26 protein-coding genes are annotated in these 25,578 nt (G+C 62.6%); 6 read left to right on the top strand and 20 right to left on the bottom strand.

Annotated features, from left to right (window positions below; all coding sequences use genetic code 11):
• Nucleotides 1-42: 42 nt before the first annotated feature.
• The 11 genes from AB8A33_RS00450 to AB8A33_RS00400 all read right to left on the bottom strand — a co-directional run bounded on the left by AB8A33_RS00450 (nucleotide 43) and on the right by AB8A33_RS00400 (nucleotide 10,915).
• Nucleotides 43-1,206 carry a M20 family metallopeptidase gene (locus AB8A33_RS00450; protein ID WP_439090966.1) on the bottom strand — a complete coding sequence of 388 codons (1,164 nt, stop codon included), beginning with the start codon at nucleotides 1,204-1,206 and terminating at the stop codon, nucleotides 43-45.
• Nucleotides 1,207-1,250: 44 nt separating this feature from the next.
• Nucleotides 1,251-2,834 carry a GMC family oxidoreductase gene (locus AB8A33_RS00445; protein WP_439090965.1) on the bottom strand — a complete coding sequence of 528 codons (1,584 nt, stop codon included), beginning with the start codon at nucleotides 2,832-2,834 and terminating at the stop codon, nucleotides 1,251-1,253.
• A 203-nt stretch (nucleotides 2,835-3,037) separates the two neighbouring features.
• The gene (gene ccoS / locus AB8A33_RS00440) at nucleotides 3,038-3,208 is read right to left on the bottom strand and encodes a cbb3-type cytochrome oxidase assembly protein CcoS (RefSeq protein ID WP_439090964.1); all 171 of its coding nucleotides are present in this window, start codon (nucleotides 3,206-3,208) and stop codon (nucleotides 3,038-3,040) included.
• An 8-nt stretch (nucleotides 3,209-3,216) separates the two neighbouring features.
• Nucleotides 3,217-3,717 carry a FixH family protein gene (locus AB8A33_RS00435; RefSeq protein WP_439090963.1) on the bottom strand — a complete coding sequence of 167 codons (501 nt, stop codon included), beginning with the start codon at nucleotides 3,715-3,717 and terminating at the stop codon, nucleotides 3,217-3,219.
• Nucleotides 3,718-3,728: 11 nt separating this feature from the next.
• Nucleotides 3,729-5,177, bottom strand: coding sequence for a cytochrome c oxidase accessory protein CcoG (gene ccoG, locus AB8A33_RS00430; protein WP_439090962.1), 1,449 nt, complete (start codon nucleotides 5,175-5,177; stop codon nucleotides 3,729-3,731).
• A 100-nt stretch (nucleotides 5,178-5,277) separates the two neighbouring features.
• Complete coding sequence (gene ccoP / locus AB8A33_RS00425) at nucleotides 5,278-6,153, bottom strand: cytochrome-c oxidase, cbb3-type subunit III (protein WP_439090960.1); 876 nt, start codon at nucleotides 6,151-6,153, stop codon at nucleotides 5,278-5,280.
• 7 nt (nucleotides 6,154-6,160) lie between these two features.
• Complete coding sequence (locus tag AB8A33_RS00420) at nucleotides 6,161-6,325, bottom strand: cbb3-type cytochrome oxidase subunit 3 (RefSeq protein ID WP_068729582.1); 165 nt, start codon at nucleotides 6,323-6,325, stop codon at nucleotides 6,161-6,163.
• Nucleotides 6,326-6,337: 12 nt separating this feature from the next.
• Nucleotides 6,338-7,072, bottom strand: coding sequence for a cytochrome-c oxidase, cbb3-type subunit II (gene ccoO, locus AB8A33_RS00415; RefSeq protein WP_439090958.1), 735 nt, complete (start codon nucleotides 7,070-7,072; stop codon nucleotides 6,338-6,340).
• Between the two features lie 9 nt (nucleotides 7,073-7,081).
• A complete protein-coding gene (gene ccoN / locus AB8A33_RS00410; protein WP_439095817.1) occupies nucleotides 7,082-8,713 on the bottom strand; it encodes a cytochrome-c oxidase, cbb3-type subunit I in 1,632 nt (543 codons plus the stop codon).
• A 133-nt stretch (nucleotides 8,714-8,846) separates the two neighbouring features.
• Nucleotides 8,847-9,557 carry a Crp/Fnr family transcriptional regulator gene (locus tag AB8A33_RS00405; RefSeq protein ID WP_439090956.1) on the bottom strand — a complete coding sequence of 237 codons (711 nt, stop codon included), beginning with the start codon at nucleotides 9,555-9,557 and terminating at the stop codon, nucleotides 8,847-8,849.
• A 104-nt stretch (nucleotides 9,558-9,661) separates the two neighbouring features.
• On the bottom strand, nucleotides 9,662-10,915 hold the full coding sequence (locus tag AB8A33_RS00400) for a hypothetical protein (RefSeq protein WP_439090954.1): 1,254 nt from the start codon (nucleotides 10,913-10,915) through the stop codon (nucleotides 9,662-9,664).
• Nucleotides 10,916-11,090: 175 nt separating this feature from the next.
• On the opposite strand from AB8A33_RS00400, the gene AB8A33_RS00395 reads away from it, so the two are divergent.
• From AB8A33_RS00395 to AB8A33_RS00380, 4 genes are read left to right on the top strand one after another with little or no spacing between them, the layout of a single operon-like run.
• Nucleotides 11,091-12,305 (top strand): MFS transporter, encoded by a 1,215-nt coding sequence (locus tag AB8A33_RS00395; protein ID WP_439090952.1) that lies wholly within the window; start codon nucleotides 11,091-11,093, stop codon nucleotides 12,303-12,305.
• 48 nt (nucleotides 12,306-12,353) lie between these two features.
• A complete protein-coding gene (locus AB8A33_RS00390; RefSeq protein ID WP_439090950.1) occupies nucleotides 12,354-13,007 on the top strand; it encodes an ABC transporter ATP-binding protein in 654 nt (217 codons plus the stop codon).
• Complete coding sequence (locus AB8A33_RS00385) at nucleotides 13,004-15,466, top strand: FtsX-like permease family protein (protein ID WP_439090948.1); 2,463 nt, start codon at nucleotides 13,004-13,006, stop codon at nucleotides 15,464-15,466. The genes AB8A33_RS00390 and AB8A33_RS00385 overlap by 4 nt, the downstream gene beginning before the upstream one ends.
• Entirely contained in the window at nucleotides 15,456-16,541 is a 1,086-nt protein-coding gene (locus tag AB8A33_RS00380) for a lipocalin-like domain-containing protein (RefSeq protein ID WP_439090946.1), read from the top strand. The genes AB8A33_RS00385 and AB8A33_RS00380 overlap by 11 nt, the downstream gene beginning before the upstream one ends.
• A 68-nt stretch (nucleotides 16,542-16,609) precedes the next feature.
• Here AB8A33_RS00380 and AB8A33_RS00375 read toward each other — a convergent pair whose 3' ends face one another.
• The 6 genes from AB8A33_RS00375 to AB8A33_RS00350 form a co-directional block, all read right to left on the bottom strand.
• Nucleotides 16,610-17,803, bottom strand: coding sequence for an ABC transporter substrate-binding protein (locus tag AB8A33_RS00375; protein WP_439090944.1), 1,194 nt, complete (start codon nucleotides 17,801-17,803; stop codon nucleotides 16,610-16,612).
• Nucleotides 17,804-17,951: 148 nt separating this feature from the next.
• On the bottom strand, nucleotides 17,952-18,173 hold the full coding sequence (locus AB8A33_RS00370; RefSeq protein ID WP_068729600.1) for a hypothetical protein: 222 nt from the start codon (nucleotides 18,171-18,173) through the stop codon (nucleotides 17,952-17,954).
• 62 nt (nucleotides 18,174-18,235) lie between these two features.
• The gene (gene htpG / locus AB8A33_RS00365; protein WP_439090942.1) at nucleotides 18,236-20,107 is read right to left on the bottom strand and encodes a molecular chaperone HtpG; all 1,872 of its coding nucleotides are present in this window, start codon (nucleotides 20,105-20,107) and stop codon (nucleotides 18,236-18,238) included.
• A gap of 123 nt (nucleotides 20,108-20,230) precedes the next feature.
• A complete protein-coding gene (locus AB8A33_RS00360) occupies nucleotides 20,231-20,527 on the bottom strand; it encodes a DUF3303 family protein (RefSeq protein WP_439090940.1) in 297 nt (98 codons plus the stop codon).
• Between the two features lie 32 nt (nucleotides 20,528-20,559).
• A complete protein-coding gene (locus tag AB8A33_RS00355; RefSeq protein ID WP_092148693.1) occupies nucleotides 20,560-20,760 on the bottom strand; it encodes a hypothetical protein in 201 nt (66 codons plus the stop codon).
• A 118-nt stretch (nucleotides 20,761-20,878) separates the two neighbouring features.
• Complete coding sequence (locus tag AB8A33_RS00350; protein ID WP_439090938.1) at nucleotides 20,879-21,193, bottom strand: hypothetical protein; 315 nt, start codon at nucleotides 21,191-21,193, stop codon at nucleotides 20,879-20,881.
• A 327-nt stretch (nucleotides 21,194-21,520) separates the two neighbouring features.
• Here AB8A33_RS00350 and AB8A33_RS00345 point away from each other — a divergent pair, with 327 nt between their 5' ends.
• On the top strand, nucleotides 21,521-22,591 hold the full coding sequence (locus AB8A33_RS00345) for a methyl-accepting chemotaxis protein (RefSeq protein WP_439095816.1): 1,071 nt from the start codon (nucleotides 21,521-21,523) through the stop codon (nucleotides 22,589-22,591).
• A 67-nt stretch (nucleotides 22,592-22,658) separates the two neighbouring features.
• A complete protein-coding gene (locus AB8A33_RS00340) occupies nucleotides 22,659-23,024 on the top strand; it encodes a glyoxalase superfamily protein (RefSeq protein ID WP_439090936.1) in 366 nt (121 codons plus the stop codon).
• A gap of 35 nt (nucleotides 23,025-23,059) precedes the next feature.
• On the opposite strand, the gene AB8A33_RS00335 is transcribed toward AB8A33_RS00340, so the two are convergent.
• From AB8A33_RS00335 to AB8A33_RS00325, 3 genes are read right to left on the bottom strand one after another with little or no spacing between them, the layout of a single operon-like run.
• The gene (locus AB8A33_RS00335; RefSeq protein WP_439090934.1) at nucleotides 23,060-23,581 is read right to left on the bottom strand and encodes an NUDIX hydrolase; all 522 of its coding nucleotides are present in this window, start codon (nucleotides 23,579-23,581) and stop codon (nucleotides 23,060-23,062) included.
• Between the two features lie 15 nt (nucleotides 23,582-23,596).
• Nucleotides 23,597-24,565, bottom strand: a complete 969-nt coding sequence (gene denD, locus AB8A33_RS00330) for a D-erythronate dehydrogenase (RefSeq protein WP_439090932.1) — start codon at nucleotides 24,563-24,565, stop codon at nucleotides 23,597-23,599.
• Between the two features lie 10 nt (nucleotides 24,566-24,575).
• Complete coding sequence (locus AB8A33_RS00325) at nucleotides 24,576-25,472, bottom strand: NAD(P)-dependent oxidoreductase (protein ID WP_439090930.1); 897 nt, start codon at nucleotides 25,470-25,472, stop codon at nucleotides 24,576-24,578.
• Nucleotides 25,473-25,578 lie beyond the last annotated feature (106 nt).

Genomic DNA, 25,578 nt, shown 5'->3' with positions numbered 1-25,578 from the left:
CCATCGCCGTGCCAGAACCATGCCACACGGCATCTCCCGTCGTCAGATCTCCGTTCGCAAAATTGCGCGGGCCAGCGTCTGCGCACGCGGAACGATGCTCTCGATATCCAGCCACTCCAGATCAGTATGGACATTGCCGCCGACCGGTCCGAGCCCGCACAATGTCGGCGTGCCGACGCTGGCGGTGAAACCGGAATCTGCGCAACCACCGGCAAATTCACCGGTCAGCGTGGCGAGGCCCGAGTCGATGGCAGCCGCCTGATAGGCTTCGAACATCGTCTTGGCCGCAGCGTCCTGCACCAGCGGCAGGAATTCGCCGTTGATGTGCAGCTTCGCCGTCGTGCCCGGCACGGTCGATGTCTCAATGATCCTTTCAATCGCGCCCATGATGGTCGCACGGTCGGCCGGCTCGATGTAGCGGAAATCAATCTCGCCTTCCGCATGGGGCGCCGTGGTGTTGACCGACTGCCCGCCCGAAACGAGACCGACATTCAGCGTGATGCCCTTGTCCATGTCGGTCAGCGCGTGGATCTGGACGATTTTCTGCGCAAGCTCGCCAATGGCGCTGATGCCTACGGAGAAATTGTTGCCGGAATGCGCGGCCTTGCCGAACACCTCGAAGCGCATGAACACGCCGCCCTTGCGGCCGGTGGTGATATTGCCGGTCGGACGTCCCGGCTCCGAATTATAGACAGCGCGTGCGGCGCGGCCTTCGCGCTCGATGATCGGCCGCGACGAGCGCGACGCGATCTCCTCGTCGCCGGTGATCAAGAGCTTGATCGGGCACGGCGCCGCATCGAATTTCTTCAGCGCCGCGGCAACGAACACGTTGATGACGACGCCGGCTTTCATGTCGGCAACACCCGGCCCATGGGCAAGATTGCCTTTGATCGTGAAGGGACGCTTGGCGACTTCGCCTTTCGGAAACACGGTATCGCGATGGCCCATCAGCAGGACCGGCTTCTCGTTGCTGCCGGGTTTGGTGATCAGCCCATGCACGGCATCGCCATAGACATCATGGGGCTCGCGCCAGGTTTCGATGCTGTGTTCAGCGAAATGCTGCTCGAAGCGTGTCCCGACGGCGTCAACGCCTTCCTTGTCGAAGGAGCCGGAATCGATGTTGACGACGTCGCGCAGCAGGTCGATCATCGGCTGCTTTTGCGAGGCCAGCCATTCGATGATCTGAGTTTCGGTGGTGTTCGACATGCGTAATCCTTCAGTCACTCTTGAAGCGCTTGCGTTGCGCGTTGTTATTTGGCCATCGCCACGACAGGCGCGGCACTGTCCTGCCTGCGCATCATCATGCTCGCAATGGCTTCCCCGATCACCACCGTAGTGAAGTGAGTATTGGCACGGCAATCCGACGGCATGATGGACGCGTCGGCGACGCGTAGACCTTTGAGGCCCTTCACGGTCCCGTCCGGATTGACCACACCACCCGTGTCCTTGAAGCCGGTCATGCGGCAGGTGCCGGCGGCGTGCTGGATATCGCCGGTGTCACGGCGCAGCACGGCTTCGAGCTCACGCGTCGGCAGGGCCGCTGCCTCCGGCAGCGTCATGTCGGTATCGGTGAGGCGGATCCAGTCGGCGATGCCGGCGAGCGCCGGCTGCGTGGTGATCACGGCAAGCCGCTTCACGGCATCGACCATCCGTAGCATGTCGCGGGGGTCAGCCAGCATATTCTCCTCGACGATCGGATCGATCGACGCATCGGTGGAGGCAAGCTTCAGCGTGCCGCGCGAGAAGGCGTTGAACAGACCGGCACCGATGGCACCAGGATTGCCGATGCCGCGATGATTAAACGCGATCAGGATCATGTCGCGCTTGCCGCCGTCGGCCAGGCCCGACGAATAGGTCACGCAGCAATTGGTATGGCGGGTGTCCTTGTCTTTCGGCGCGACTGCGTCCTGCAGCTTGATCGTGGTGCGGAACAGCGGATGATCGAAGAAATTCCGGCCAACGGGCAGATCGCACTCGACAGCGATGCCCATGTCCGTCAACTCGTCCGCGGGGCCGACGCCCGAACGCAGCAGGATCGCCGGGCTGTGAATTGACCCGCCGCACAGCACGATCTCGCGCGCGCCGATTTCCTGCGTGCCCTGCCCCTCAAAGTGCACGATCACACCAGTCGCCTGGCCGTCCTTGATCACCACACGGTCGACCAGCGCATGACCGCGGATTTCGAGATTGGCACGGCCGCGCACCGGCTCCAGATAGCCCTCATTGGTGGAAATACGGCGCAGATCGCGGCTATTGATTGGATAGCAGGCGACGCCTTCGCCATCCGGCCCGTTGACGTCGTCGCACCAAGCGTAACCTGAGGCCAGCGCTGCATCGCGCAAGCCCTTGTCGATCGGCCCCCATGTCTCCGGCGGCGCGCGATAGACCGGCAGTGGGCCGCCGCGGCCGTGGCCCGGCCTGTCGCCGAATTCCAGATCGTCCTCGATCACCGAGAACAGCGGCATGATCTCCTTGGCCGACCAGCCGGTGCAACCCAGTGACGCCCATTCGTCGAATGCGTCGGCGACACCGCGGATCGCGATCTGGCCGTTCATCATCGACGAGCCGCCAAGGCCTTTGCCGCGCCAGTAGAAGCGCTGGTCCTGTCCGGCAACGCGACGCGAATGCAGTTGCGGCCACTGCCACTTCTCCTGGAATTCGCGCTGGTGAATGATCGGAATCGGGTTCGCGGTGGTCACCTCCCATGGCGCATCCGCCGCGCGCCAGTCGAGCCCGGCTTCCAGCAGCAGCACACGCGTCGCGGGATTTTCGGAGAGCCTGGCAGCCACGGCAGCGCCGGCAGATCCACCACCGACGACGATCACATCATACATAGTGCTTCATTTCTCTCTGCTGCGGCGCCCTGCGCCGATCTTGACCGGCCGAATGCGTGCAAAATCCGTTCCCGCCATTATGCGCCCGGTGCGCGGCAGACGCCAGCAGGCGCGCTGCAGAGGCAGCGCGCGGCAAAGGCATGGCGGTCGGAAAGATATGGCCACAAGTTGTGGCGGCGATGGATTGAACGGAAAGAACCGCCTCAGACAGGATCGCCAGGCTTCTTCGCAGGCGGATCGTCATCGAGAATGGCGCGCCAACCTGCGCCATCGAGATCGTCAAACTGGCCGGATCTCAGCGACCACATGAAGGCCCACAGGCCAAGCAACCCGAGCGCGAGCGCCAGTGGCACGAGGACGACGAGGGACTGCATGGTCGGACCTATTTCAGCACGAGACGGTTCTTCGACAGGAACATGCGCTGTCCGCCGGCCTCGCCTTCAAGCACCAGATCCCACAGTCCCGGCGCAAGTTCGGCGACCTTGCCACGATACAGCACACCCCCGGCCCCGATCAGCTCAACCGGACGGTCGGCGCGGCGATCGGCCGGCCGCTCCAGCCGACCGGCGAAGGTCAGCCCCGCGATCGGATTGCCGTTGCGGTCGCGCGCCTCGACACGGACGGCGGCATTACCTGCAGCATCGCGCTCGACATGCGCGCTGACCTTCCAGCCGCGGCTGTTCTGGCCGCGTGCGGCCTCGATCTCGTTGCCGTAAGCGAGGCTCGCTGTATAGGGACTATCCACCTCGACACCCGGCAGCGTCTCCAGCGCGAATTTCATCATGACAATATTGACGCCAATGATCATGCCGAAAAACAAGACCAGGCAGATCAGGACGAACCGACCGGTGATCGGGCGAGGTGCGGCAACGACGGCGCTCATGCTGGTCTCCTTCACGGTGCAACGAAATGATCAGTCGCCAACGCCATATCGCCATGGGCGGCATCGGTAACGCGCATCACAAGCGGGATCGACTTCTCGGAATTACCCGCCGCGGGCGCCGTCACCAGCACACGCAGTTCGGTGGTCTGGTCGCGGCCCAGCACGATCTCCGGGCGGCCCGACGACGCGACATCCATACCCACCACATGGACCGTGGCATTTGCCGGCCCGTTGACGTCGAGCGTGACCACGCGGCCGGCGCCACGCTTGTTCAAGAGACGCACCGTATAGGCATTGCGGATCGAACCGTCGCTCAGGCGCACAGCGACCGGATTACGATCATGCAGCACATTGATGTCGAGCAGCGAACGAGTCAGCAGCGCATAGAGCATGATGGCACCGACGATGGCGATGAGACCTGCATAGACGATCGTACGGGGCCGGATGATGCGATAGATTTCGGACTTGCCTGCCTTGCGCCTCGCAATATTGATGTCGGTGTCGTAGCCGATCAGCCGGGTCGGCCGGCCGATCTTGCTCATTACTCCGTCGCAGGCGTCGATACACAACCCACACTGGATGCAATCCATCTGCAAGCCATCGCGGATATCGATTCCGACCGGGCAGACGTTCACGCATTGATAGCAGTCGATGCAGTCGCCTGCGGGTTGGCCGAGCGCGCGCAGCTCGGCCGCCTTCTTCAGCGAGGTGCGATGCTCCCCGCGATCGGTCTTGTAGGTGACGTTGAGCGCCCACTCGTCGGTCAGCGCCGCCTGGATGCGCGGCCACGGACACATATAGAGACAGACCTGCTCGCGCATCCAGCCCGCCAGTGTGTAGGTCGTCGCGGTCAGTATCGCGATCCAGATATAAGCCAACGCCGGCGCCTGGAACGTCACGAGTTCGCGCACCAGTGTTGGTGCATCGTTGAAATAGAGCACCCAGGCGCCGCCGGTCCACCATGCGATCAACAGCCAGATCGAATGCTTCATCGTCAGCTCGACGACACGCTGCAATGTGAGGCCTTCGGCCTCCTTCTTCATCCGCTCGCGGCGATCGCCTTCGATCAGGCGCTCGACGGCGAAAAACAGGTCAGTCCAGACTGTTTGCGGACAGAGATAGCCACACCAGACGCGGCCACCGACGGCATTCATCAGGAACAGCGTAAGGGCAGCAAGGATCAGCAGGCCGGTGAAGAAATAAACTTCCTGCGGCCACAGCTCGATGAAAAAGAAATAGAAGCGACTGTTCGGCAGGTCGACCAGCACCGCCTGATCGGGAGCACCGGGACCGCGGTTCCAACGCACGAAGGGCAGCAGATAATAGATGCCAAGGCAGACCGCCATCAGCGCCCATTTGACGTTGCGATACCTGCCGGAGACCTTCTGCGGATAGACCTTCTTCTGCGCCGCATAGAGCGGGCCGTAGTCGAATTCCTCTGGCGCAACAGGCTTGTTCATGGCGGTCACTCTCGTCTTTGGAATGACCCTAGACTTCGCCAGTGCGATGCAATTGATGTACGTCAAAGGCGTCAGCACGATTGGCCGCGCGTGCTATGACTTATTGTCCACCCCCCAGCGAGTGGACATAGATCGTCAGTGCCTTGATGGTCGTCGGATCGAGACGGCCAATCCAGGCCGGCATCACGCCGTTGCGGCCATTGGTGATGGTCTCGACGATGGTCGCTTCGTCCGAACCGTAAAGCCAGATATTATCAGTCAGGTTCGGCGCCCCCATGTCGGGATTTCCCTTGCCGGCGTCGCCGTGACACGAGGCGCAGTTATCGGCGAACAGCTTCTGGCCGGCAGAAGCGTCGTAGCCCTTGGCCGTCGGCAATCCCGACAGTGAGCGCACGTAGTTCGCAACCGTCTCGATCTCCGGCTTCTTCAGGATGCCGTCACGACCGAAGGCCAGCATCGATCCTTCGCGCGATTCCGCATGGGCGGAACGCGCGCCGAACTGGATGGTCTTCTCGATCTGCTCCAGTGTGCCGCCCCACAGCCAGTCGTCGTCGTTCAGGTTGGGGAAGCCCTTGGCACCAGCCGCACCAGTACCGTGACATGGCGCGCAATTGTCGCCGAACACCACACGGCCTCTGGCGCGCCCAAGTGCCAGCAGCGCCGGATCCTTCTCGATGTCCGCGAGCGGTGCAGCGCCGAGCACCGCCATCCTGCCTCCGCGGATCTTCTCGAGATTGGTGAGATCGACGGCGACATCCGCGCGTGACGAATAGCCCATGACGCCCGTCGCGTAGCTCTGCACCAGCGGCCAGGACGGATACACGACCCAATAGCCTATCGCCCAGACGATGGTGAGATAGAAGGTCATCACCCACCAGCGCGGCAGCGGCGTGTTGAGTTCCTTGATGCCATCCCAGGAGTGACCTGTGGTGGTCTTGCCAGTGGCCTTGTCGAATTCGCCTTCGTGATCGCTCATGATCTGATCAATCCTCTCGCAACGGCTGGCGCGCGGCTGCGTCAAACATCGCCTTGTTGCGGGGCCACAGGGCGTAGGTCAGAATTGCGATGAAGATCCCGACGAACACCGGCGTCCAGAATGTGAGGACGAGGTTCGACGCAAAGTTCTCGACGGTCAGGATTGCGCGCATGCTTCCATCTCCTCAGCGGAGGTTTGCTTTTTCGTTGTAGAGTTTGAAATCCACCAGCGTGCCCAACATCTGCAGATAGGCGACCAGTGCATCCATCTCGGTGGGCAGACCCGGCTTGCCGTCGAAGTTACGAGCCACCGATTTCGGATAGCGCTTGAGCAGCGCATCCGTGTCGCCATTGTCGGGATCGACCTGGGTCTTCAGATCAGCTACCGCATTGGCGATCTGATCGTCCGTATAGGGCACGCCCACCGCGCGGTTGGTGCGCAGATGATCGGCGATATTCTCGGTGCTGACAGGCGTCTCGGCCAGGAACTTGTAGGACGGCATCACCGATTGCGGCACGATGGCGCGCGGATTGCTCAGATGCGTAACGTGCCATTCATCGGAATACTTGGCGCCTACACGGGCAAGATCCGGCCCGGTGCGCTTCGAACCCCACTGGAACGGATGGTCGTACATGCTCTCCGCCGCGAGCGAATAGTGCCCGTAGCGTTCGACCTCGTCACGCAGCGGCCGCACCATCTGCGAATGACAGAGATAGCAGCCCTCGCGGACATAGACGTTGCGTCCCGCCAGCTCGAGCGGCGTGTAAGGCCGCATGCCCTCGACCGCCTCGATGGTGCTCTTGAGATAGAACAAAGGCGCGATCTCGACGATACCGCCGATGGCAATGACGAGAATGATACCCACGATCAGGACGATCGAGTTCTTCTCGAAGATTTGGTGCCGGCTCCAGAAAGACATGATTGATCCTCACTCAGCCGGCTGCAACGTGGCGCCGGGGCTCGACAGCGCGCCCTCTTCCGCCTCGCCGACGCGCACGGTCATCCACAAATTCCAAGCCATGATCAGCGCACCGATCAGGAACAGACCGCCGCCCGCTGCGCGGATAATGTAGAACGGGTGCATCGCTTCGACGCTTTCGATGAAGGAATATTCGAGGAAGCCCAGCGACGTATAAGCGCGCCACATCAGACCCTGCAGGATGCCCGACACCCACATCGCCGAGATGTAGAGAACGATGCCGAGCGTCGCGATCCAGAAATGCCACTCCACCAGCTTGAGGCTGTAGAGCTGCTTGCGATTCCACAGCCACGGCACCAGGCAATAGAGCGCACCGAAGGAGACGAAGCCGACCCAGCCAAGCGCACCGGAATGCACGTGACCGATGGTCCAGTCGGTATAGTGGCTGAGCGAATTGACCACCTTGATCGACATCAGCGGGCCTTCGAAGGTCGCCATGCCGTAGAACGCCACCGACACCACCAGCATGCGGAGCACCGGATCGGTGCGCAGCTTGTCCCATGCGCCGGACAGCGTCATCAGGCCGTTGATCATGCCGCCCCAGGAGGGCATCCACAGCATGATCGAGAAGGTCATGCCGAGCGTCTGCGTCCAGTCGGGCAGCGCCGAATAGTGCAGGTGATGCGGACCAGCCCAGATATAGAGGAAGATGATCGCCCAGAAATGCACGATCGACAGCCGATAGGAATAGACCGGCCGCTCCGCGCGCTTCGGGATGAAGTAATACATGATCGCGAGGAAGCCAGCGGTGAGGAAGAAGCCCACCGCGTTGTGGCCATACCACCACTGGAACATGGCATCCTGCACGCCTGCCCAGGCGACATAGGACTTGGAGCCGAACATCGAGACGGGCAGCGCCGGGTTATTGCCGAGATGCAGCACCGCGATGGTGATGATGAAGGCGAGATAGAACCAGTTGGCGACGAAGATATGCGGTTCCTTGCGCTTCACCAGCGTCATCAGGAACACCAGCAGATAGGTCACCCAGACGATGGTCAGCCACAGGTCGGCATACCATTCCGGTTCGGCATACTCCTTGGATTGCGTGACGCCGAGCAGATAGCCGGTGCCGGCAATGACGATGAAGAAGTTGTAGCCGACCACCACGAACCACGGCGCGAGATCGCCGGCGAGACGGGTGCGGCAGGTCTTCTGCACCACAAAGAAGGATGTCGCGATCAGCACGTTGCCGCCGAAGGCGAAGACCACCGCCGATGTATGCAGCGGCCGCAGCCGGCCGAAGCTGGTCCAGGGCAGGTTGAAATTCAGATCCGGCCAGGCGAGCTGCATGGCGATCAGGAGGCCCACGGTGAAGCCGGCGATGCCCCAGAACACGGAGGCTACAGCGGCGAACTTGATCGGCCCGAAATTGTAATTCGGCCGTCCATCAATTTCCTGCGGCGGGAGTTCACCGCGTTCGAAGTAACGGTTGAGGATGACGAATATAGCAGCCAGGCTGGCGAAACCGGCCAGCGTCACGTGGAAGGCGTAGGCCGTATCTTCCGCCTTGGCCGCGGCGATGATGGAGAGAAACACGGCGGCCGCCAGGATCACGGTCAGACCGCCCTCGCCGATCGTCATCCACTTCACGCTGTCAGTCTGTTTGGTCATGATGATTCTTTCCCGAACACGCGTCCATCAATCACGACACTGCGTTCGGCGAATTGATTGAAATCAAAGTCGGGAGAGGGTCGCGCATGCGTAGTGCGATGGGTCAGGCGAGAGCGGGAGCGGCGACGGATTCGGTGTCCAGCAGCCGAATACGGCCCGGCATAATCTCGATCGCGCCGCGACGTTCGAGCTTGGCCAGCGTCCGGCACACCGTCTCGACGGTGAGGCCGAGATGATCGGCAATATCCCGCCGGCTCATCGGCACCGGCAACGGTTCGACATCTCGGCCAATCCGTACCAGCCGGTCGCGCCAGCATGTCAGGAACACGATAAGCTTCTCTTCTGCTGCACGGCGGCCCAGCGAGAACATCTTGTCATGTGCGTCGGCGATCTCGGCCGCCATCAGCGCGACGATCTCGTTCAGCACATAGGGCCGGTGACTGGCGAATTGCGCGAATTTCTCACGCGGGATTTCCCACACCACTGCGGGACCGATTGCAGCGGCGGATACTTCATGATGCCCCTGCGTTGCGATCTCGAGGACGTCGCCCGGCAGCGCAAAACTTATGATCTGGCGACGATTATCGCATTCGGTCCTGTAGATGCCGACCACACCCTCGACCACGCTGAAGCATTTGCCGGCCGGGGCTCCCTGTGTGAACAGGACATCCTGCGAGGCGTAGGGCACCCGCTCGCCCAGGGCCATCAACTGGCGCAGATCGGCCGCGCCAAGGTGGGACAGGAAGCCGCCCGGCTGTGTGGCCACATTCGCACAAGGCGCCGCGAACGACGATGCAGCCATCAGCTTTGTCATGCGCTTCCCGGGTTTCGTTGGCCTCGCGGAGTTGCGAGGCACCATACGATAGCCGGGTCGGCGCGGCACACATTGATACACATCAATCCGTGCGGCCGCGAATGTTAGAACGTCTCGCTTTCGATGATTGCTACACTTCTGATATCGAGCAGATGTTGGCCCCAGCCGCGTTTCGCAAGCACATGCGACAGCCTCGGCGACACCAGCAGCAACAGTGCGGTCATGACCAATGGCACGGCGCTGAACCAGTCGACGCGCACCGGCGTGAGCTCTTCGGTGCTGCCGGCATAGTCGCCGCGACGACACCTGATATCGCAGCAGATGCGTAGCAGATCGCGCCTGTCGCCGCCGCGCTGCGCACTGCCGAGCAGCACCTGCATGGCCTGATGCGTGACCACGCCCTCCCGTGTCGTCCGCGTCGCTTCGGGCGTCTCGCCAAGCGAGATGCGTAGCAGCAGATCGACCAGATCGACGCCGGCCAGATAAGCCGCCATCGGCTCGACCAGTCGCGGATTGCAGTCGATATAGAATGGCCCGCTGTCATCGTCCGGCATGATAAAGTCGATCGACAGCGCGCCGTGCCAGGCGAGATGCCGGCCGATGGTGGCGAGATCGTCGCGCACGCGCTCACGCCGCACGCTGCGTTTGATGGCATCGCCGCCGCCGGCACCCTCCATGATCTGCCGATAGGCGTGAAAGCCGACCAGTTCGCCGCGGCAGAACACGCCCTGCGCCTTCTCGGTCGTACCCGTGACGCGGACCTGCACCAGCACTTCGCCGGCAAAGCCGTTGCCGGCCTCAAGCTCTCTCATTGCGAGCGCAAGGTCAGCATCATTGCGCACCATCCAGACGCCGCGGCTCGCAGTGCCGATGGCCGTCTTGATGACGCAGGGAAAACGAACTGCAGCACGAAGCGCATCAGCGCCGGCGACGATCTGCGTCTCTGGCTGCGCCAATCCAAGCTCGCTCAGCATACGGCTGAAGCCGGCCTTGCTGTGCGCGATCCGGTAACTCTCGAAGGACGGCAACGCCAAGCCGACCAGCGGCCTCAGCCGCTCCTGCACTTTCGCGAACAGGAAGCCCTGTTCGTGAATCGGCAGCAGCACGTCGTAGTCACCCGTCGCCAGCAGGCCTTCGATGAACCGCAGGAAGCCCAGGGGATTTTCCCGCATTCCCGGGCCGCGGTGATATGTGCGGACAAATCGCGAGAACCGCGCCAGCCCGGCAGCGGCGGGATCGCAGACATCCACCACATGGCCGGCGAGACCGAGCACGGTGACAGCCTCCCGCGCGGAGGTGCTGGTGCCTTCCGACAACAGGATGCGCAGCGGCTTAAAAAACGGGCGGCTCGTCATCATGCTCAATCATGTCGCATTTTCGTGCCGCCGTCGCCCGCCCCAGCGCCGCCCTGCACGGGCCGCAACACCTGCATGTCGCAGCGCTCATAGACATTAACCTGCTGCGAACGTAGGCATAACGCACCTTTTCGAGGCTGCAACAAGCGGCCGTCAGCCGCCTTGGGTGGAAACGCATATGGTCGATATTCCGGCCTCGACCTCGCATCTCGCGTCGCGCGATCACGTCCCTTCCGCGACGCGCACGCTGACCGCGATCTCCACGGCGCATTGGGTCAGCCACTTCCACATCTTCGTACTGCCAATGCTGTTCCCGTTCCTGAAGGACCGGCTCGGCGTCGGCTATATCGAGCTCGGCTTCGCACTCACTACGTTCGCAGTCGTCTCCGGCCTCACCCAGGCGCCGATCGGCTATCTCGTCGACCGCATCGGCGCACGCAAGATCCTGATCCTCGGCGTCACGCTCGGCGGTTGCGCGCTGATCGCCCTCGGCCTGTTGCTCAGCTATCCCGCGCTGATCGTCTGCGCCGGACTGCTCGGCCTCGCCAACAGCGTCTATCATCCGGCCGACTACGCCATCCTCGCCGCCCATATGGACGAGTCGAAGATGGGCCGCGCGTTCTCAATCCACACATTCGCAGGCTTCGTTGGCGGCGCGGTTGCGCCTCCCGTGATGGCCGCGCTGCTGGTCGGTATCGGCGGTCAGGGCGCACTGGTCGTCGCGGGCGCGATCGGCGTGGCGATTGCACTGATGCTGATCGTGGTCGGCATTCCCGATGCCGGCGCGATGGCGGATGGCGATGACGCCAAAAATGCGGAGGCGCCCAAGGTCAGCATGATGACCCCGGCGATCCTGATGCTGACGCTGTTCTTCACGCTGCTGTCGCTGTCGCAGAACGGCATCAACAGCTTCGGCATCGTCGCGCTGATGAATGGCTACGGCACATCGCTATCATCGGCGAATATCGCGCTTACGGCTTTCCTCGCCGCCAGCGCCGTCGGCGTGCTTGCCGGCGGCTGGCTGGCCGATCGGACCAGACACCACAGCCGCGTCGCCGCGGTGTGTTTCACGATCAATGCCGCCATCATCTGTGCCATCGCGGTGTTCACGCTGCCGACTCCGGTAATCGTCGCCGCCATGGCCACCGCCGGCTTCCTCGGCGGCGTGCTGACGCCGTCGCGCGACATGCTGGTGCGCGAGGCGGCCCCTCCCGGCGCTGCCGGCCGCGCTTTCGGCATCGTCTCCACCGGCTTCAATTTCGGCGGCATCATCAGCCCGATCCTGTTCGGCTGGTTCATGGACCACGCCTTACCGCATTGGGTGTTCGGCGCCTCCGCCTGCTTCATGGCGGCAACGGTGCTGCTGGCCCTGGTATCGGAACGCAAGCGGTAACGCTGGCGTCATCGCGCAGGCGATGTGCTTCTGCTATGCTGGCGTCGCATGCTCACGGTTCGCCATCTCACCAAATCCTATCGTTCAGCCCAGGAACAGGTCGCCGTTCTGCGCGGCGTCGATCTCAGCGTTGCCGCTGGCGAGAGCGTGGCGTTGACCGGCGAATCCGGCAGCGGCAAGAGCACGCTGCTGCATCTGATCGCCGGTCTCGATGAGGCCGACAGTGGCGAGATCCAGCTTGGCGACATCATCGTCACCGGCCTCCATGATTCCGCGCGCGCCGCGCTGCGCCGGGACCGGCTCGGGCTCGTGTTCCAGCAATTCAACCTGATCCCGTCGCTGTCGGTCGCCGACAATCTGGCGTTCCAGTCGCGCATCGCCGGAAAGCATGACGCGGACTGGCAACGCGAACTCACCGAACGCCTCGGCCTCGGCGCGCTGCTCAAGCGCTATCCCGAACAGCTCTCCGGCGGCCAGCAACAGCGCGTCGCCATCGGCCGCGCACTGGCCTCGAAGCCGCTGCTGCTGCTTGCGGATGAACCCACCGGCAATCTCGACGAGGATACCACCGACGACGTTTTGAAACTGGCGCGCGATCTCGTGGCACGCACCGGCTGCGGTTTCCTGATGGTGACCCATAGCGAGCGCCTCGCGGCCACGCTAGATCGCCGCATCCATCTTCATGCCGGATTGATCGCGTGAGACGCGCGCTCTGGATCCTCGCGGTACTGCTCAGCCACTGGCGACGACATCCGATGCAATTCGCGACGCTCCTGATCGGCCTGATCGCCGCGACAGCATTGTGGAGCGGCGTGCAGGCGCTCAACCAGCAGGCGCGCACCAGCTATGACCGCGCCGCCGCAGCTTTTGGCGGGACACGCACACCGATGCTGGTCGCGACCAATGGCGGCGCGTTTTCGCAACAGCTCTTTGTCGATCTCCGCCGCGCGGGCTGGCCGGTGTCGCCTGTCGTCGAAGGCCGCGTGCAAATCGGCGGCCGCTCGGTGCGCCTGCTCGGCATTGAGCCGGTGACCATGCCTGTGGAAGCCAGCGCCGCCACCGAGATTAGCAAAACCGGCGCGCAGGCGTTTCTGACACCGCCCGGGCAAGCCCTGATCGCGCCGGAAACACTGGCGAGCCTCGGCCTTACTGAGGGCGCGACGCCTGCGCTCAATGACGGAGCGCTGCTGCCACCGCTGAAGCTGCAGCCGCAGCTCGCGCCCGGTGTGCTGGTGGTCGATATCGGCATCGCGCAAAAACGCCTGAACATGCCGGATCAGATCTCGCGCCTGCTGATCGGTAGCGCCAAGGGTCCCCGCGCACCGCTCGGCAGCGTTGCCGGCGATCGGTTGCGGTTGGTGCAGCCCGATGCCGAGACAGACCTCGAACGTCTCACCGACAGTTTCCATCTCAATCTCACCGCCTTCGGCCTGCTGTCCTTCTTCGTCGGACTGTTCATCGTCAATTCGGCCATCGGCCTCGGCTTCGAACAGCGCCTGCCGATGCTGCGCACCTTGCGTGCCTGCGGCGTCTCGGCACGGCAGCTCAACAGCGTGCTGGTGCTGGAGCTTGTCAGCATCGCGCTGATCGCCGGTGTCATCGGTCTCGTCTGCGGCTATTTCATTGCCGCATCGCTGCTGCCCGATGTTGCGGCCAGCCTGCGCGGACTCTATGGCGCGCAAATCCCGGGGCAACTGACACTGAAGCCCGAATGGTGGTTCGCCGGTCTCGCGATTTCCATCATCGGCGCGCTGCTGGCGGCGACATCGAGCCTGCTGAAAGCTGTCCGCCTCCCCTTACTCGCCACCGCACAGCCCTATGCCTGGCAACAGGCACAGCATCGCTGGCTGCGGCTACAAGGCACGGGCGCATCACTCGTGTTCATCGCTGCCGGGCTCGCGCTCTGGCTTGGCGACTCACTGATTGCCGGTTTCTTCGTGCTGGCGGCCTTGCTGCTCGGCGCGGCGCTCGCATTGCCGGTTATCCTCGGCATCGTCCTTGCCGGCGGTGAACGCAGCACGCGACGGCCACTCGTCACATGGTTCTGGGCCGACAGCCGGCTGCAACTCTCGGGCCTGTCGCTGGCGCTGATGGCGTTGCTGCTGGCGCTCGCCGTCAATGTCGGCGTCGGCACCATGGTAGAGAGTTTCAGCCGCACCTTTACGGGCTGGCTCGACGGGCGGCTGGCGTCCGAGATCTATCTGAACGCGGCCAGCGAGAAGCAGGCGATCGAGATCAAGACCTGGCTGAAGACGCGCCCCGACGTGCAGGCAGTTCTGCCGGGCAGCCGCACGGACCTGCAGTTCAACGGTGCGCCGATCGAGCTTCTCGGCTTCGCCGATCACGCCACCTATCGCGATCAATGGCCGCTGCTGGATTCCACCAGCGATGCATGGGATCGCGTGCGCAGCGGCGACGGCGCACTCGTCAGCGAACAACTCTCGCTGCGGATGAAGCTCAAACTCGGCGACCATCTGGACGTGCCGACGCCGACCGGTACATGGCCGATGGAGATCGTTGCCGTTTATGCGGATTACGGCAATCCAAAAGGCCAGATCGGCGTGAACATCGATGCGCTGGTCAAACATTTCCCTGACATCTCGCAGACCCGCATGGGCTTGCGCGTGGCCCCTGCGGCCGTGCCCGCGCTGATCGCAGCCATCCGCACGCGCTTCGGCCTCGACGGCCGCAACGTGGCCGACCAGACGACCGTGAAAACCGAATCCCTTGCGATCTTCAACCGCACATTCGCAGTCACCGCAGCGCTCAATGCCTTCACGCTCGGCGTCGCAGGCGTCGCCTTGCTCACCAGCCTACTCACATTGAGCAATTCGCGCCTGCCCCAACTGGCGCCGCTCTGGGCCATGGGCATCACGCGTCGCCGCCTCGCCGGCATCGAGCTGTTGAAGACGCTGTCGGTCGCCTTGATTACCTCACTGCTGGCGCTGCCGCTCGGCCTGCTGGTGGCATGGTGTCTTATCGCCATCGTCAACGTGAAGGCCTTCGGCTGGCGCCTGCCGTTCCATGTGTTTCCGCTGCAACTGGTCCAGTTGCTCGGCGTTGCCATGCTGGCCTCGCTGCTCGCAGCTCTGCTGCCTATCCTGAAGCTATTGCGCATGCAGCCGGCCACACTGGTGAAAGTGTTCGCCAATGAGCGCTAGCCTCATCACGCGTCGCAGCTTCATCAGTGCCATCGCCCTGCTCAGCCTCAGTGGCCGCCGCGCACTCGCGCAAGGTTTCGCCGGTCTCGGCCGCGACGCCGAGGGCTTTGCCAGCGTCGTGCCCGGACGCACCCTCACCTTTCCTGCCGATCACGGCCCGCATCCGGATTATCGCATCGAATGGTGGTATCTCACCGCCAATCTCACGGACGCATCAGGCAATGCCTATGGCGCACAGTGGACGCTGTTTCGTCAGGCAATGGCGGCGGGCGCGCAAGGCGACGGCTGGGCGACGCCGCAGATCTGGATGGGCCATGCGGCGGTGACATCGGCGACCGCGCATCATGCGGCCGAGAGTTTTGCCCGCGGCGGCGTCCGTCAGGCCGGTGTCACGACAACACCGTTCCGTGCATGGATCGATGCGTGGGAAATGCGCGGGCTTGAGAACTTCGACGACAGGGCGGTTGCGCCGCTCGACGTGTCGGCATCGGCGGCGGATTTCAGCTACCGGCTCCGTCTCGATGCACAGCAGCCGCTGGTGCTGCAGGGCGACAACGGCTTCAGCCGCAAGTCGGAACGCGGCCAGGCGTCGTATTACTACAGCCAACCCTATTTCACCGCATCGGGCGCGCTGACCATCGACGGCAAGGAAATTGCCGTCACCGGCCACGCCTGGATGGACAGGGAATATTCGAGCCAGCCGCTGGCTTCCGACCAGACCGGCTGGGACTGGTTCTCACTGCATCTGTCTGACAACGCGAAGCTGATGCTGTTTCGTCTCAGGCAGAAAGATGGCGCGCATTATTTTGCTGGCAACTGGATCACCGCGGACGGAAAATCCGAACAGCTTGCCCCAGGCGCCATAGATATGACGCCGACAGTCATGACGGAGATCGCCGGCCGCAGGATTCCGACGTCATGGAAGGTATCGATCGTATCGCGCGGATTACAGATCGCGACCTCGCCGCTGAATGCCAAGAGCTGGATGACGACGAGCTTCCCGTATTGGGAAGGGCCGGTGAGCTTCACCGGCAGCCACAGCGGTACGGGTTACCTGGAAATGACGGGGTATTGAAACGCCGGCTTTCTTAACCTCGCCCCGCTCGTCGCGGGGAGAGATTAAGAAAGATCAGCGCTTCGATTTTACTTCGTCAGCGGGCAGCCGCTCTCTGCCGCGGTCGGAAACGCCTTGTCGCCGGGGACCGTGGCGAGCATCTTGTAGTAATCCCACGGCTTCTTTGATTCCGAGGGCTTCTTGACCTCGAACAGATAGAGGTCGTGAACCATGCGGCCGTTGGCGAGTACCTTGCCACCCTGCGCGAAGGCGTCATCGATCGGCAGCTCCTTCAGCTTTTTCGTCACCGCTTCGGTGTCCTTGCTGCCAGCAGCCTTCACCGCCTTGAGATAGGACAGCGTCGCGGAATACGTGCCCGCCTGAATCATGTTGGGCATCCGCTGGGTACGCTTGAAGAAACGTTCGGCGAATGCGCGCGACTTGTCATCGCGGTCCCAGTAATAGGCTTCCGTCAGCACGAGACCCTGCGCAGCCTGCAGACCCAGCCCATGCACCTCGGCCAGCGTCAGCAGCAGGCCGGCAAGTTTCTGGCCGCCGGCGACGATGCCGAACTCCGCCGCCTGCTTAATCGAATTGGCGGTGTCGAGCCCGGCATTGGCAAGGCCGACGATCTTGGCTTTCGAACTCTGCGCCTGCAGCAAGAAGGATGAGAAGTCCGAGGAATTGAGCGGGTGGCGCACGGCGCCCAGCACCTTGCCACCCTTGGCGATCACGATCTCGCCGGTATCCTTTTCAAGCGCATATCCGAACGCATAGTCGGCGGTGAGGAAGAACCAGGTATCGCCGCCCGCTTCCACCAGCGCGCCGCCGGTGCCGACCGCAAGCGCATGGGTGTCGTAGGCCCAATGGAAGCCGGAGGGCTGACAAGCGTCGCCGGTAATGCGCGAGGTGGCGGCACCAACGACGATATCGATCTTCTTCTTTTCCTTCGACAGCTCCTGCACCGCCAGAGCCACCGACGAGGTCGTCAGTTCGGTGATCATATCGACGCCATCGACGTCGTACCATTTGCGCGCGATGCTGACGGCGAGATCGGGCTTGTTCTGATGGTCGGCCGAGACGACCTCGATCTTCTGGCCGAGCACCTCGCCGCCGACTTCCTCGACGGCCATTTTCGCCGCTTCGAGTGACCACTTGCCACCGTAGTCGGCATAGACGCCGGACTGGTCGTTGAGGATGCCAATCTTGACGCCTTGCGCCGAGGCCGGCGCGGCCAGGAAAAGACCGCATAGCGCAGCCGTCGACAACAGTCCGAACTTCATCAATGCCTCCCAGGTTTTAATTTGGGCGCACGCTATTTTAGAAGCGAAGGTCGAACCAGATAATCTTTCGGCCTAGACAGAATTTGCAGATCAGCTTTGCGTCATCGCGGAGCGCAATCCGTCTCGCACTTGTTGCAACGCACTCACGTCATTGCTGCTTCTTCAGCGCCGCTTCGATACAGGCCAGTTCCCGCTCGATTTCGGCGACCATCGATACCGGATCGGCGTCGGAAATGAGGTGCATTTTCTCGTAGGTGCCATCCTGGATGCTTTTCAGGATGGCCATGCGGTCGGTCTTGTAGCCCTTCAAACGCTCAAAATCGCCACGCTCGGCGTATTTCGCGATGAGTTTCTCGAAGACGGTGCTCATGGGGGAATTCCTTGGCGTCGAAAGCGTGGGGGCGATGCCCCGCGCCGTGAAACGATCGGCGATCAGAGGCCGCGCAGGACCAACCGGTTAAGACGGCTTGCAAAGGCCGCAGGATCTTCCGGCAATTCGCCATCGAGGATCTGCGCCTGCTCCAGCAACAGGAACGCGATGTCGGACGCCTCGCCGCCCGACGCTTTGTCCGCGCCCGCGATCTTCGCCACCAGCGGATGGCGCAGATTGATCTCGAGGATTGGCTTGGTGACGGAGCCTCTGTTCTGCATCGCCAGCATGCGTTCGAGTTCGCGATCGGGGCCGGCGCCGCCGGCAACCAGGCACGAGGCTGATGTGGTCAAACGCGTCGAGACCTTCACGTCGGAGACGCGCTCGCCGAGTGCATCTTTGATGACGGCGATGGTCGCGGCTTCATCGGTCTCGGTCTTCGGCTCGTCCTTGGTCGCCTCGTCGTCGATGCGGGGGATCAGATCGAGATTGACCTCGCCCTGGCTCAGCGACTTCAGCGGCTTGCCGTCGAAATCCAGCGGCGCCGAGCTCCAGAACGCGTCGACCGCGTCGGTCAGCAGCAGCACTTCGATGCCGCGCGACTTGGCGGCTTCCAGCTTCGGATTTGACTTCAGCCGATCAAGGCTGTCACCGGCGAGATAATAGATCTCGGTCTGGTTCGGCTTCAGGTCGGCGACATAGTCCTTCAGCGAACGCTTCTCGCCTGATGTCGTGGTGAAGCGCGACAGCGCCAGCAGCTTCTCGCGGCGCTCGAAATCCTCATAGATGCCTTCCTTGATCACCGGACCGAAGGCGTCCCAGATCCTGGCGAAGGTTTCGGCGTCCTTCTCGCTCAGCGTCTCCAGCTCGCTGATCACGCGCGTCGCCACGGCCTTCCTGATTTGCGCGAGCTGCGGATTGTTCTGCAGCATCTCGCGCGAGAGGTTCAGCGGCAGATCCTCGGCATCGATGACACCGCGAATGAAGCGCAGATAGGACGGCAGCAGATCCGCATCGTTGGTGATGAACACGCGGCGGACATAGAGCTTCACATGACCCTTGCGGTTCGGCTCGAACAGATCGAACGGCTTCTGCGACGGCGCGAACAGCAGCACCGCATAGGAGTAACGGCCCTCGGCGCGATAGTGCAGCGTCATCGCCGGTTCGTCATAGGCATGCGCAATGGACTTGTAGGCCGCGCTGTAATCTTCCGGCTTCAGTTCCGACTTGGAACGCTGCCACAGCGCGCTCGCCGAATTGATCTGCCGCGGCTCGGCGTCGCCGTCCTTGAGCATGATCGGAAACTGGATGTTGTCCGAATAGGCGCCAACGATGCGCTCGATCTCATAAGTTTCGAGATACTTCTCCGCGTCGTCCTTCAGATGCAGCACGATGGACGTGCCGGTCGGCACGCTCATGCCGTCAGCGACCTGGCCGATCTCGAAACCGGCGCCGCCCGTCGAGGTCCAGGTGAACGCGTCATGGGTGCCGGCCCGGTGGCTGGTGACCACGATCTTCTCCGCCACCATGAAAGCCGCATAGAAGCCGACACCAAACTGGCCGATCAGGTTCGAGCCGTCCTTGGCTTCGGTCAGCCGCGATAGAAACGACTTGGTACCGGATTTTGCAATGGTGCCGAGATTGTCGATCAGCTCCTGGCGGTCCATGCCGATGCCGGTATCGATGATCGACAGCGTATTGGCCGCCTTGTCCGGAATGATGGTGATGTTGGGCGACTGGCCGTCGGGGATCAGCTGGGGATTGGCGATCGCCTCATAGCGCAGCTTGTCGCAAGCGTCGGACGCGTTGGAAATCAGCTCACGCAGAAAGATGTCGGTCTCGGAATAGACCGAGTGAACCATCAGGTTCAGCAATTCGGCGACTTCGGCCTGGAACGGCTGGGAAACGGGTGCAGCGGTGTCAGTGGTCGTCATGAAAAGTGCCCGATACTGGTAAAGGAGAGATGACGCATATAGCGACGCGGATTTGCCGAGTCCATGGTGCAAACCAATGGATTCCGCGTGAAAATACCTCGCCGGGAACTGTAGTTGCTGACGTTACTTTGAAGCTGCGACCTGCGCGGCCAGCAGCCTAGTCGTGGCGTCGAGATCGACCAGCGGATAGACCTCGAACTGCGCCGGAATGATGTCGGCCCACTCGTTCAGGATGCGATGCAGCACGTCATTGCCATCGACCTTGAACACCGCGACTGCGCCGCGGCCGACACGGGGATAGATATGCTGGCAGATGCCCGACGCCTGATACCTGGCCATCCACGGCCAGAAACTCTGACGCGTCGCCGCCATATCCGACGGACGATCGGCGCGCGGATTCGAGATCACCAGAAACAGCAACGCTGATCTCCTGTCGGTGCACTCAGAACGCGTCAGCCCTGCAGGGCACCGGCATAGGCGCTTTCCAGCATGGCCAGGCATTCACGCGCACGTGCCTGCGCGATGTCGTTGGCGGTCTGGGAGATTTCGCGGAGATCGCGGATCGCCAGATCGACGGCGCTCAGCAGATCGATTTCACACTCATCGGCCTGGGGGGCCGCTACGCGCATGGGGAATGGGATTACTACACTCACTGGGACGCCCGCTCTTCACGATTGCAACGCTCGAATCACTCGCGACTCATTTGGCCTGCGAATGGTTAAGCCAATCGGTAGGAAGCAACGGATCTGACGTAAAACTGTCGCGCCGCGGTCAATCCTGCCAGCGCACCGGCGGGATCAGACCGACGGACGGGTCATCGCCGGGGTCATCTGATGGCTGGATCGTGGGCGCTTCGCCCTGGCCGGGCGTCGCATCGATAATCATGGCCGGCGACGGAAGCTGTGGAACAGCCATGCTCTGCTGCCCGCGCCGATAGGACTCGAATTCGAGCTGTTTGGCGAAATGCCGGAAAAGGTCAGCCGCGTATTTGCGCTGCTCGGGGCTGGAAGCCGAGGCGATCTGGAAGATCAGTTCGTCGGACAGTTCCGACGTGGTCGCATCGGTGAGGTCTTCGAGAACGCTCATTACAATGGCTCAGCCTATGAAGCTCTGAGCCTGCACGAGTGTGGTTGATATCGCGTTGTTCGTCACAACAATCGGGAGCGCGTGCATAAGCATCACTAATGACGCCCTAATTTACACCGTAAGGGGGCATCGAAGGTCCTACGAATGCGGCCGCGCGCATGACCAGACGCATTGAGATAGTGCCTACTGCGCACTCCTGCCGCTTATTCGTGCAAGTCGGCGGAACCCGGCACACGGAAAATTAAGCCACGATTAACCATGACTGGGCGATAAAAACTAAAGGTAACTGATTGCTGTCTCAACGGGGATGCGACGATGGTTTTGGCGATGAACCGCAGCAGCAATACTGCGCATGCCAATGCGACTGAAGAGGCCGACGACAGCTCCGATATCTCCGCGCTGATCGGGCGGTTGACCGCCGAGGTCAACGAGATCGCCTGCGAAAAGACCAGGTCGATCCAGCACATCACCAACCAGATGAAGATGCTGGCGCTGAACGCGCTGATCGAAAGCTCGCGCGCCGGCGCGCAGGGCGCGGGCTTCGCCGTCGTGGCACAGGAAGTGCGCAATGTCGGCCAGCAGGTCGAAACCATCGCGCGCGATCTGGAATCGCAACTCACCGCCCGCACCGGCAGCCTGATGTCGTCGATCGAAAAGATGACCGAGCGCTCGCGCGGCGAACGCATGGTCGATCTGTCGCTCAACGCCATCGAGCTGATCGACCGCAATCTCTATGAGCGCACCTGCGACGTCCGCTGGTGGGCGACCGACTCGGCGGTCGTCGACTGCGCGGCCGCACCGAGCGATGCCACCGTCGCTCATGTCTCCGAGCGCCTCGCAGTGATCCTCGGCGCCTATACCGTCTATCTCGATCTCTGGCTGTGCGACATGCAAGGCAATGTCATCGCCAGCGGCCGTGGCGATCGTTTCAATGTTACGGGCCAGAACATCGCCGGCACCGCCTGGTTTCGCGATGCCCGTACGCTGCGCTCCGGCGACGACTACACCGCGGGCGATGTCGAGCGCCAACCGCTCCTGAACAATGCGCAGGTGGCGACCTATTGCGCCAGCGTGCGCGAAGGCGGCAAGGCCAATGGCCGCGCCATCGGCGTGCTCGCGATTCATTTCGACTGGGAAGCCCAGGCGCGCGCCATCGTGGAAGGCGTTCGCGTCGATGACGACAAGACGCGTGTGTTGCTGGTGGACTCAAACCTGCGTGTGATCGCCTCGTCGGATGGGCAAGGCCTGCTCACCGAACGCATCGCACTGGCCCTGAACGGCCGCCGCAGCGGCTTCTATCATGACCGTTCCGGCGGCCTCGTCGCCTTTCATGCCACGCCTGGCTATGAAACTTATAAGGGTCTCGGCTGGTACGGCGTGATCATGCGCGGCGCCTAGCTGCACGATCTGGCGTTTGGCGGGCTCGCTGCGATAATCTCCCGCACCTCACAAGTGGGAGACAGCGATGACCGACGTTACTTTCGAACCGGCAATTCCGGTTCTGCGCATCTATGACATCGCCAAGGCCAAGGAGTTCTATGTCGACTTCCTCGGTTTTGCGATCGACTGGGAACATCGCTACGAGCCGGACACCCCGCTCTACATGCAAGTGTCGCGCGGCAGCGTGAAACTGCATCTCAGCGAGCACTATGGCGACGGGACGCCGGGTAGCGTGGTCTATATCCGTGGCAGCAATATCGCGGCTTTTGCAAAGGAGCTGCATGACAAGCGAGCCCGCTTCGCGCGGCCGAGTCCGACCGATACGGCCCCAAAGATCACCGACCCGTTCGGCAATGTGCTGCGCTTCGATCACGCGACCAACACGCACTGAGCCCGCCGCTTCAGCCATCGCTGCAACGAGAGAACTTACCCGTTCAACCAGTTCCGGATCTTCGCGAAGAACCCCGTGTCACGTCGCACGCTGACAGGCCCCACGGCAATTGGCCGCACGGGCTCGCCATCCACAACCGGCGCCGCCCTTGCTGCCGCCAGCGCCATGGGCCCGACCTGCGCGAGGAATGCATGTTCATGGCTACGCGTCAGCCGCGACAACGCGGCGTCGAAGGGCAGCCAGGCGACTTCGCTGATATCTTTCATCAGCTTGCGTGATGGCGTGGGCGCGGCCTCCATGTGCCAGAAATGCACGACCTTGGTGCGCTCGCCGAGCGGATAGGCCAGCGCGCCGAGATAGTCATGCACCGACGCAGCATGACCGGTCTCTTCCAACACTTCGCGCTCGGCCGCATCGCGCGGCGTCTCGCCATTGTCGAGCTTGCCTTTCGGAAGCACCCAGTCGCCGCGCTTGCGCAGGCAGACCACGGCGAACAGCGGCGTCTCGCCCCGCTGCACGACAATGCCTCCCGCCGCCATGATGATATCGCGCGCCATGATTGTCCTTAACCGCTAACGCACAAAGACGCCATCGAGGTCATCCTCGATATGAGCATGAATGATGGAATCGAAACTCTGTTCCGCCTGGAAACCCAGCGCCAGTGCACGTTTGGTCTCGAACATCGTGGGCCATCCCGCAACCATCGCCATGACAGCGGGATCGGGCACATGCTTGATGCGTGTCACAACACTGTCACCTGCCACGCGGCGTAGCGCCGCGATCATGTCGGCGACCGATGCCCGCACGCCGGGCATCATCACCGTGCGGCGTGCGCCGAGCTTGGCGCTGTCAAGCGTCGCAGCATGAAGCAGGAATTCCGTCGTCGCGCGCGGACTGGCATGTGTCTGCCCGACGTCGTCGGTTACCGGCAGCACCGCCTCACGCCCGGCCAGCGGCTCGCGAATGATATTGGAGAAAAAACCCGACGCTGCCGCATTGGGCTTGCCCGGCCGTACGCAGATATTCGGCAGGCGAATTCCGATGCCGTCGAAGAAGCCGCGCCGCGTATAGTCCGCCAGCAGCAATTCACAGATCGCCTTCTGCGTCCCGTAGCTCGACAGCGGCGTGTGAAAGAAATCGTCGGCGATCGGCCCGTTATAGGGCGCGCCGAAGGTGGCGATTGACGAGGTGTAGACGATGCGAGGGCGATAACCGTCACCCATCGCGCGGATCGCCTCGAATAGATTGCGCGTGCCGTCGAGATTGACCGCGTAGCCTTTGTCGAAATTCTGCTCGGCTTCGCCGGAGACGACCGCAGCAAGATGGAAGATCAGGTCGGGCTTTGACGCCAGCAGTGCTGCGGGCGCATCCGATTTTGCGAGATCGACCATGATGCTGCGCGCGCCGACCAGATCGCTGGGGATCGCATCGGCCATCGCCAGATCGCCGATTTCCCCACCGCCGACATGACCGTCCCTAAGCAACCGCTCGCACAGCTTGCGGCCGATCATGCCAGCCGCGCCAATCACCAGAACTTTCATTCCTTGATCTTCACTCTTTGGGTGCCGACAGCTTGTAGATCTCCAGCGCGTCGGCATCGGCGCCGCGCACCGCCTTGCCCATGCGGAAGATCTGCGCCGCGAGCGCAGCCATCGGCACCGGCGTTGATGTGTCCTGCGCCACGGCGACGACCGTATCGAGATCCTTCAGCATCGTATGGATGTGGCCGAGCGGCGGCGAATGAATGCCCTGCGCCATGCGCGGCACGAACAGTTGCAGCGGGATCGAGTCTGCAAAACCGCCCGCGAGCGCTTCCGGCAGGCGCTTGGCGTCGATACCGGCATTCACAGCAAGTCGCGTCGCTTCGGCCAGCACCGCCATGGCGCAGCCGACGATCACCTGGTTGCAGAGTTTGGTCATCTGCCCGGCGCCGGTCGGCCCCATATGCGTGAAGTTGCGCGCCATCGCCAGAATATAGGGCCTGATACGTTCGACATCGGCGGCGTCGCCGCCGGCCATGATCGCGAGCGTGGCTTCCTCCGCGCCCTTGGTACCGCCCGACACCGGCGCATCGATCCAGCCCATGCCATTTGCGGCCTTCAACCGTGCCGCGATGGACTTCGTCTTGTCCGGATGGATCGAGGAGAAATCGACGACCAGCTTGCCCTTGCCATCGCTGCCGGACAGTCCGTTGTCGCCGAACACGACCTCCTCCACCGCCGATGCATCGGTGAGGCACATGAAGATGATGCTGGCATGAGCGACGACATCGCGCGGACTGGCGGCGGCTTTCGCACCGGCCTCTAGCAACGCATTGACCTTGCCGGGCGAGCGATTCCAGACGGCCACATCGTAACCGGCGCCGAGCAGCCGCCTGGTCATCGGCAGTCCCATCAGGCCGAGGCCGAGGTAACCGAGCTTCTCTTTGCCGCCCGCTGAATCCACCATTTTGACGCCGTTGTCCTTCTGCCGCCGAGCCACGCTGCTCGCATCTGCGAGTTATCTACGCTGCGTCCGCGGCCGCAGCAACGATGATATCAATGCCTGCGCAACT

Origin of the sequence: Tardiphaga sp. 813_E8_N1_3 (genome assembly GCF_051811025.1) — a bacterium.
GTDB lineage: Bacteria > Pseudomonadota > Alphaproteobacteria > Rhizobiales > Xanthobacteraceae > Tardiphaga.
This window is presented reverse-complemented; position numbering and strand designations above follow the sequence as displayed.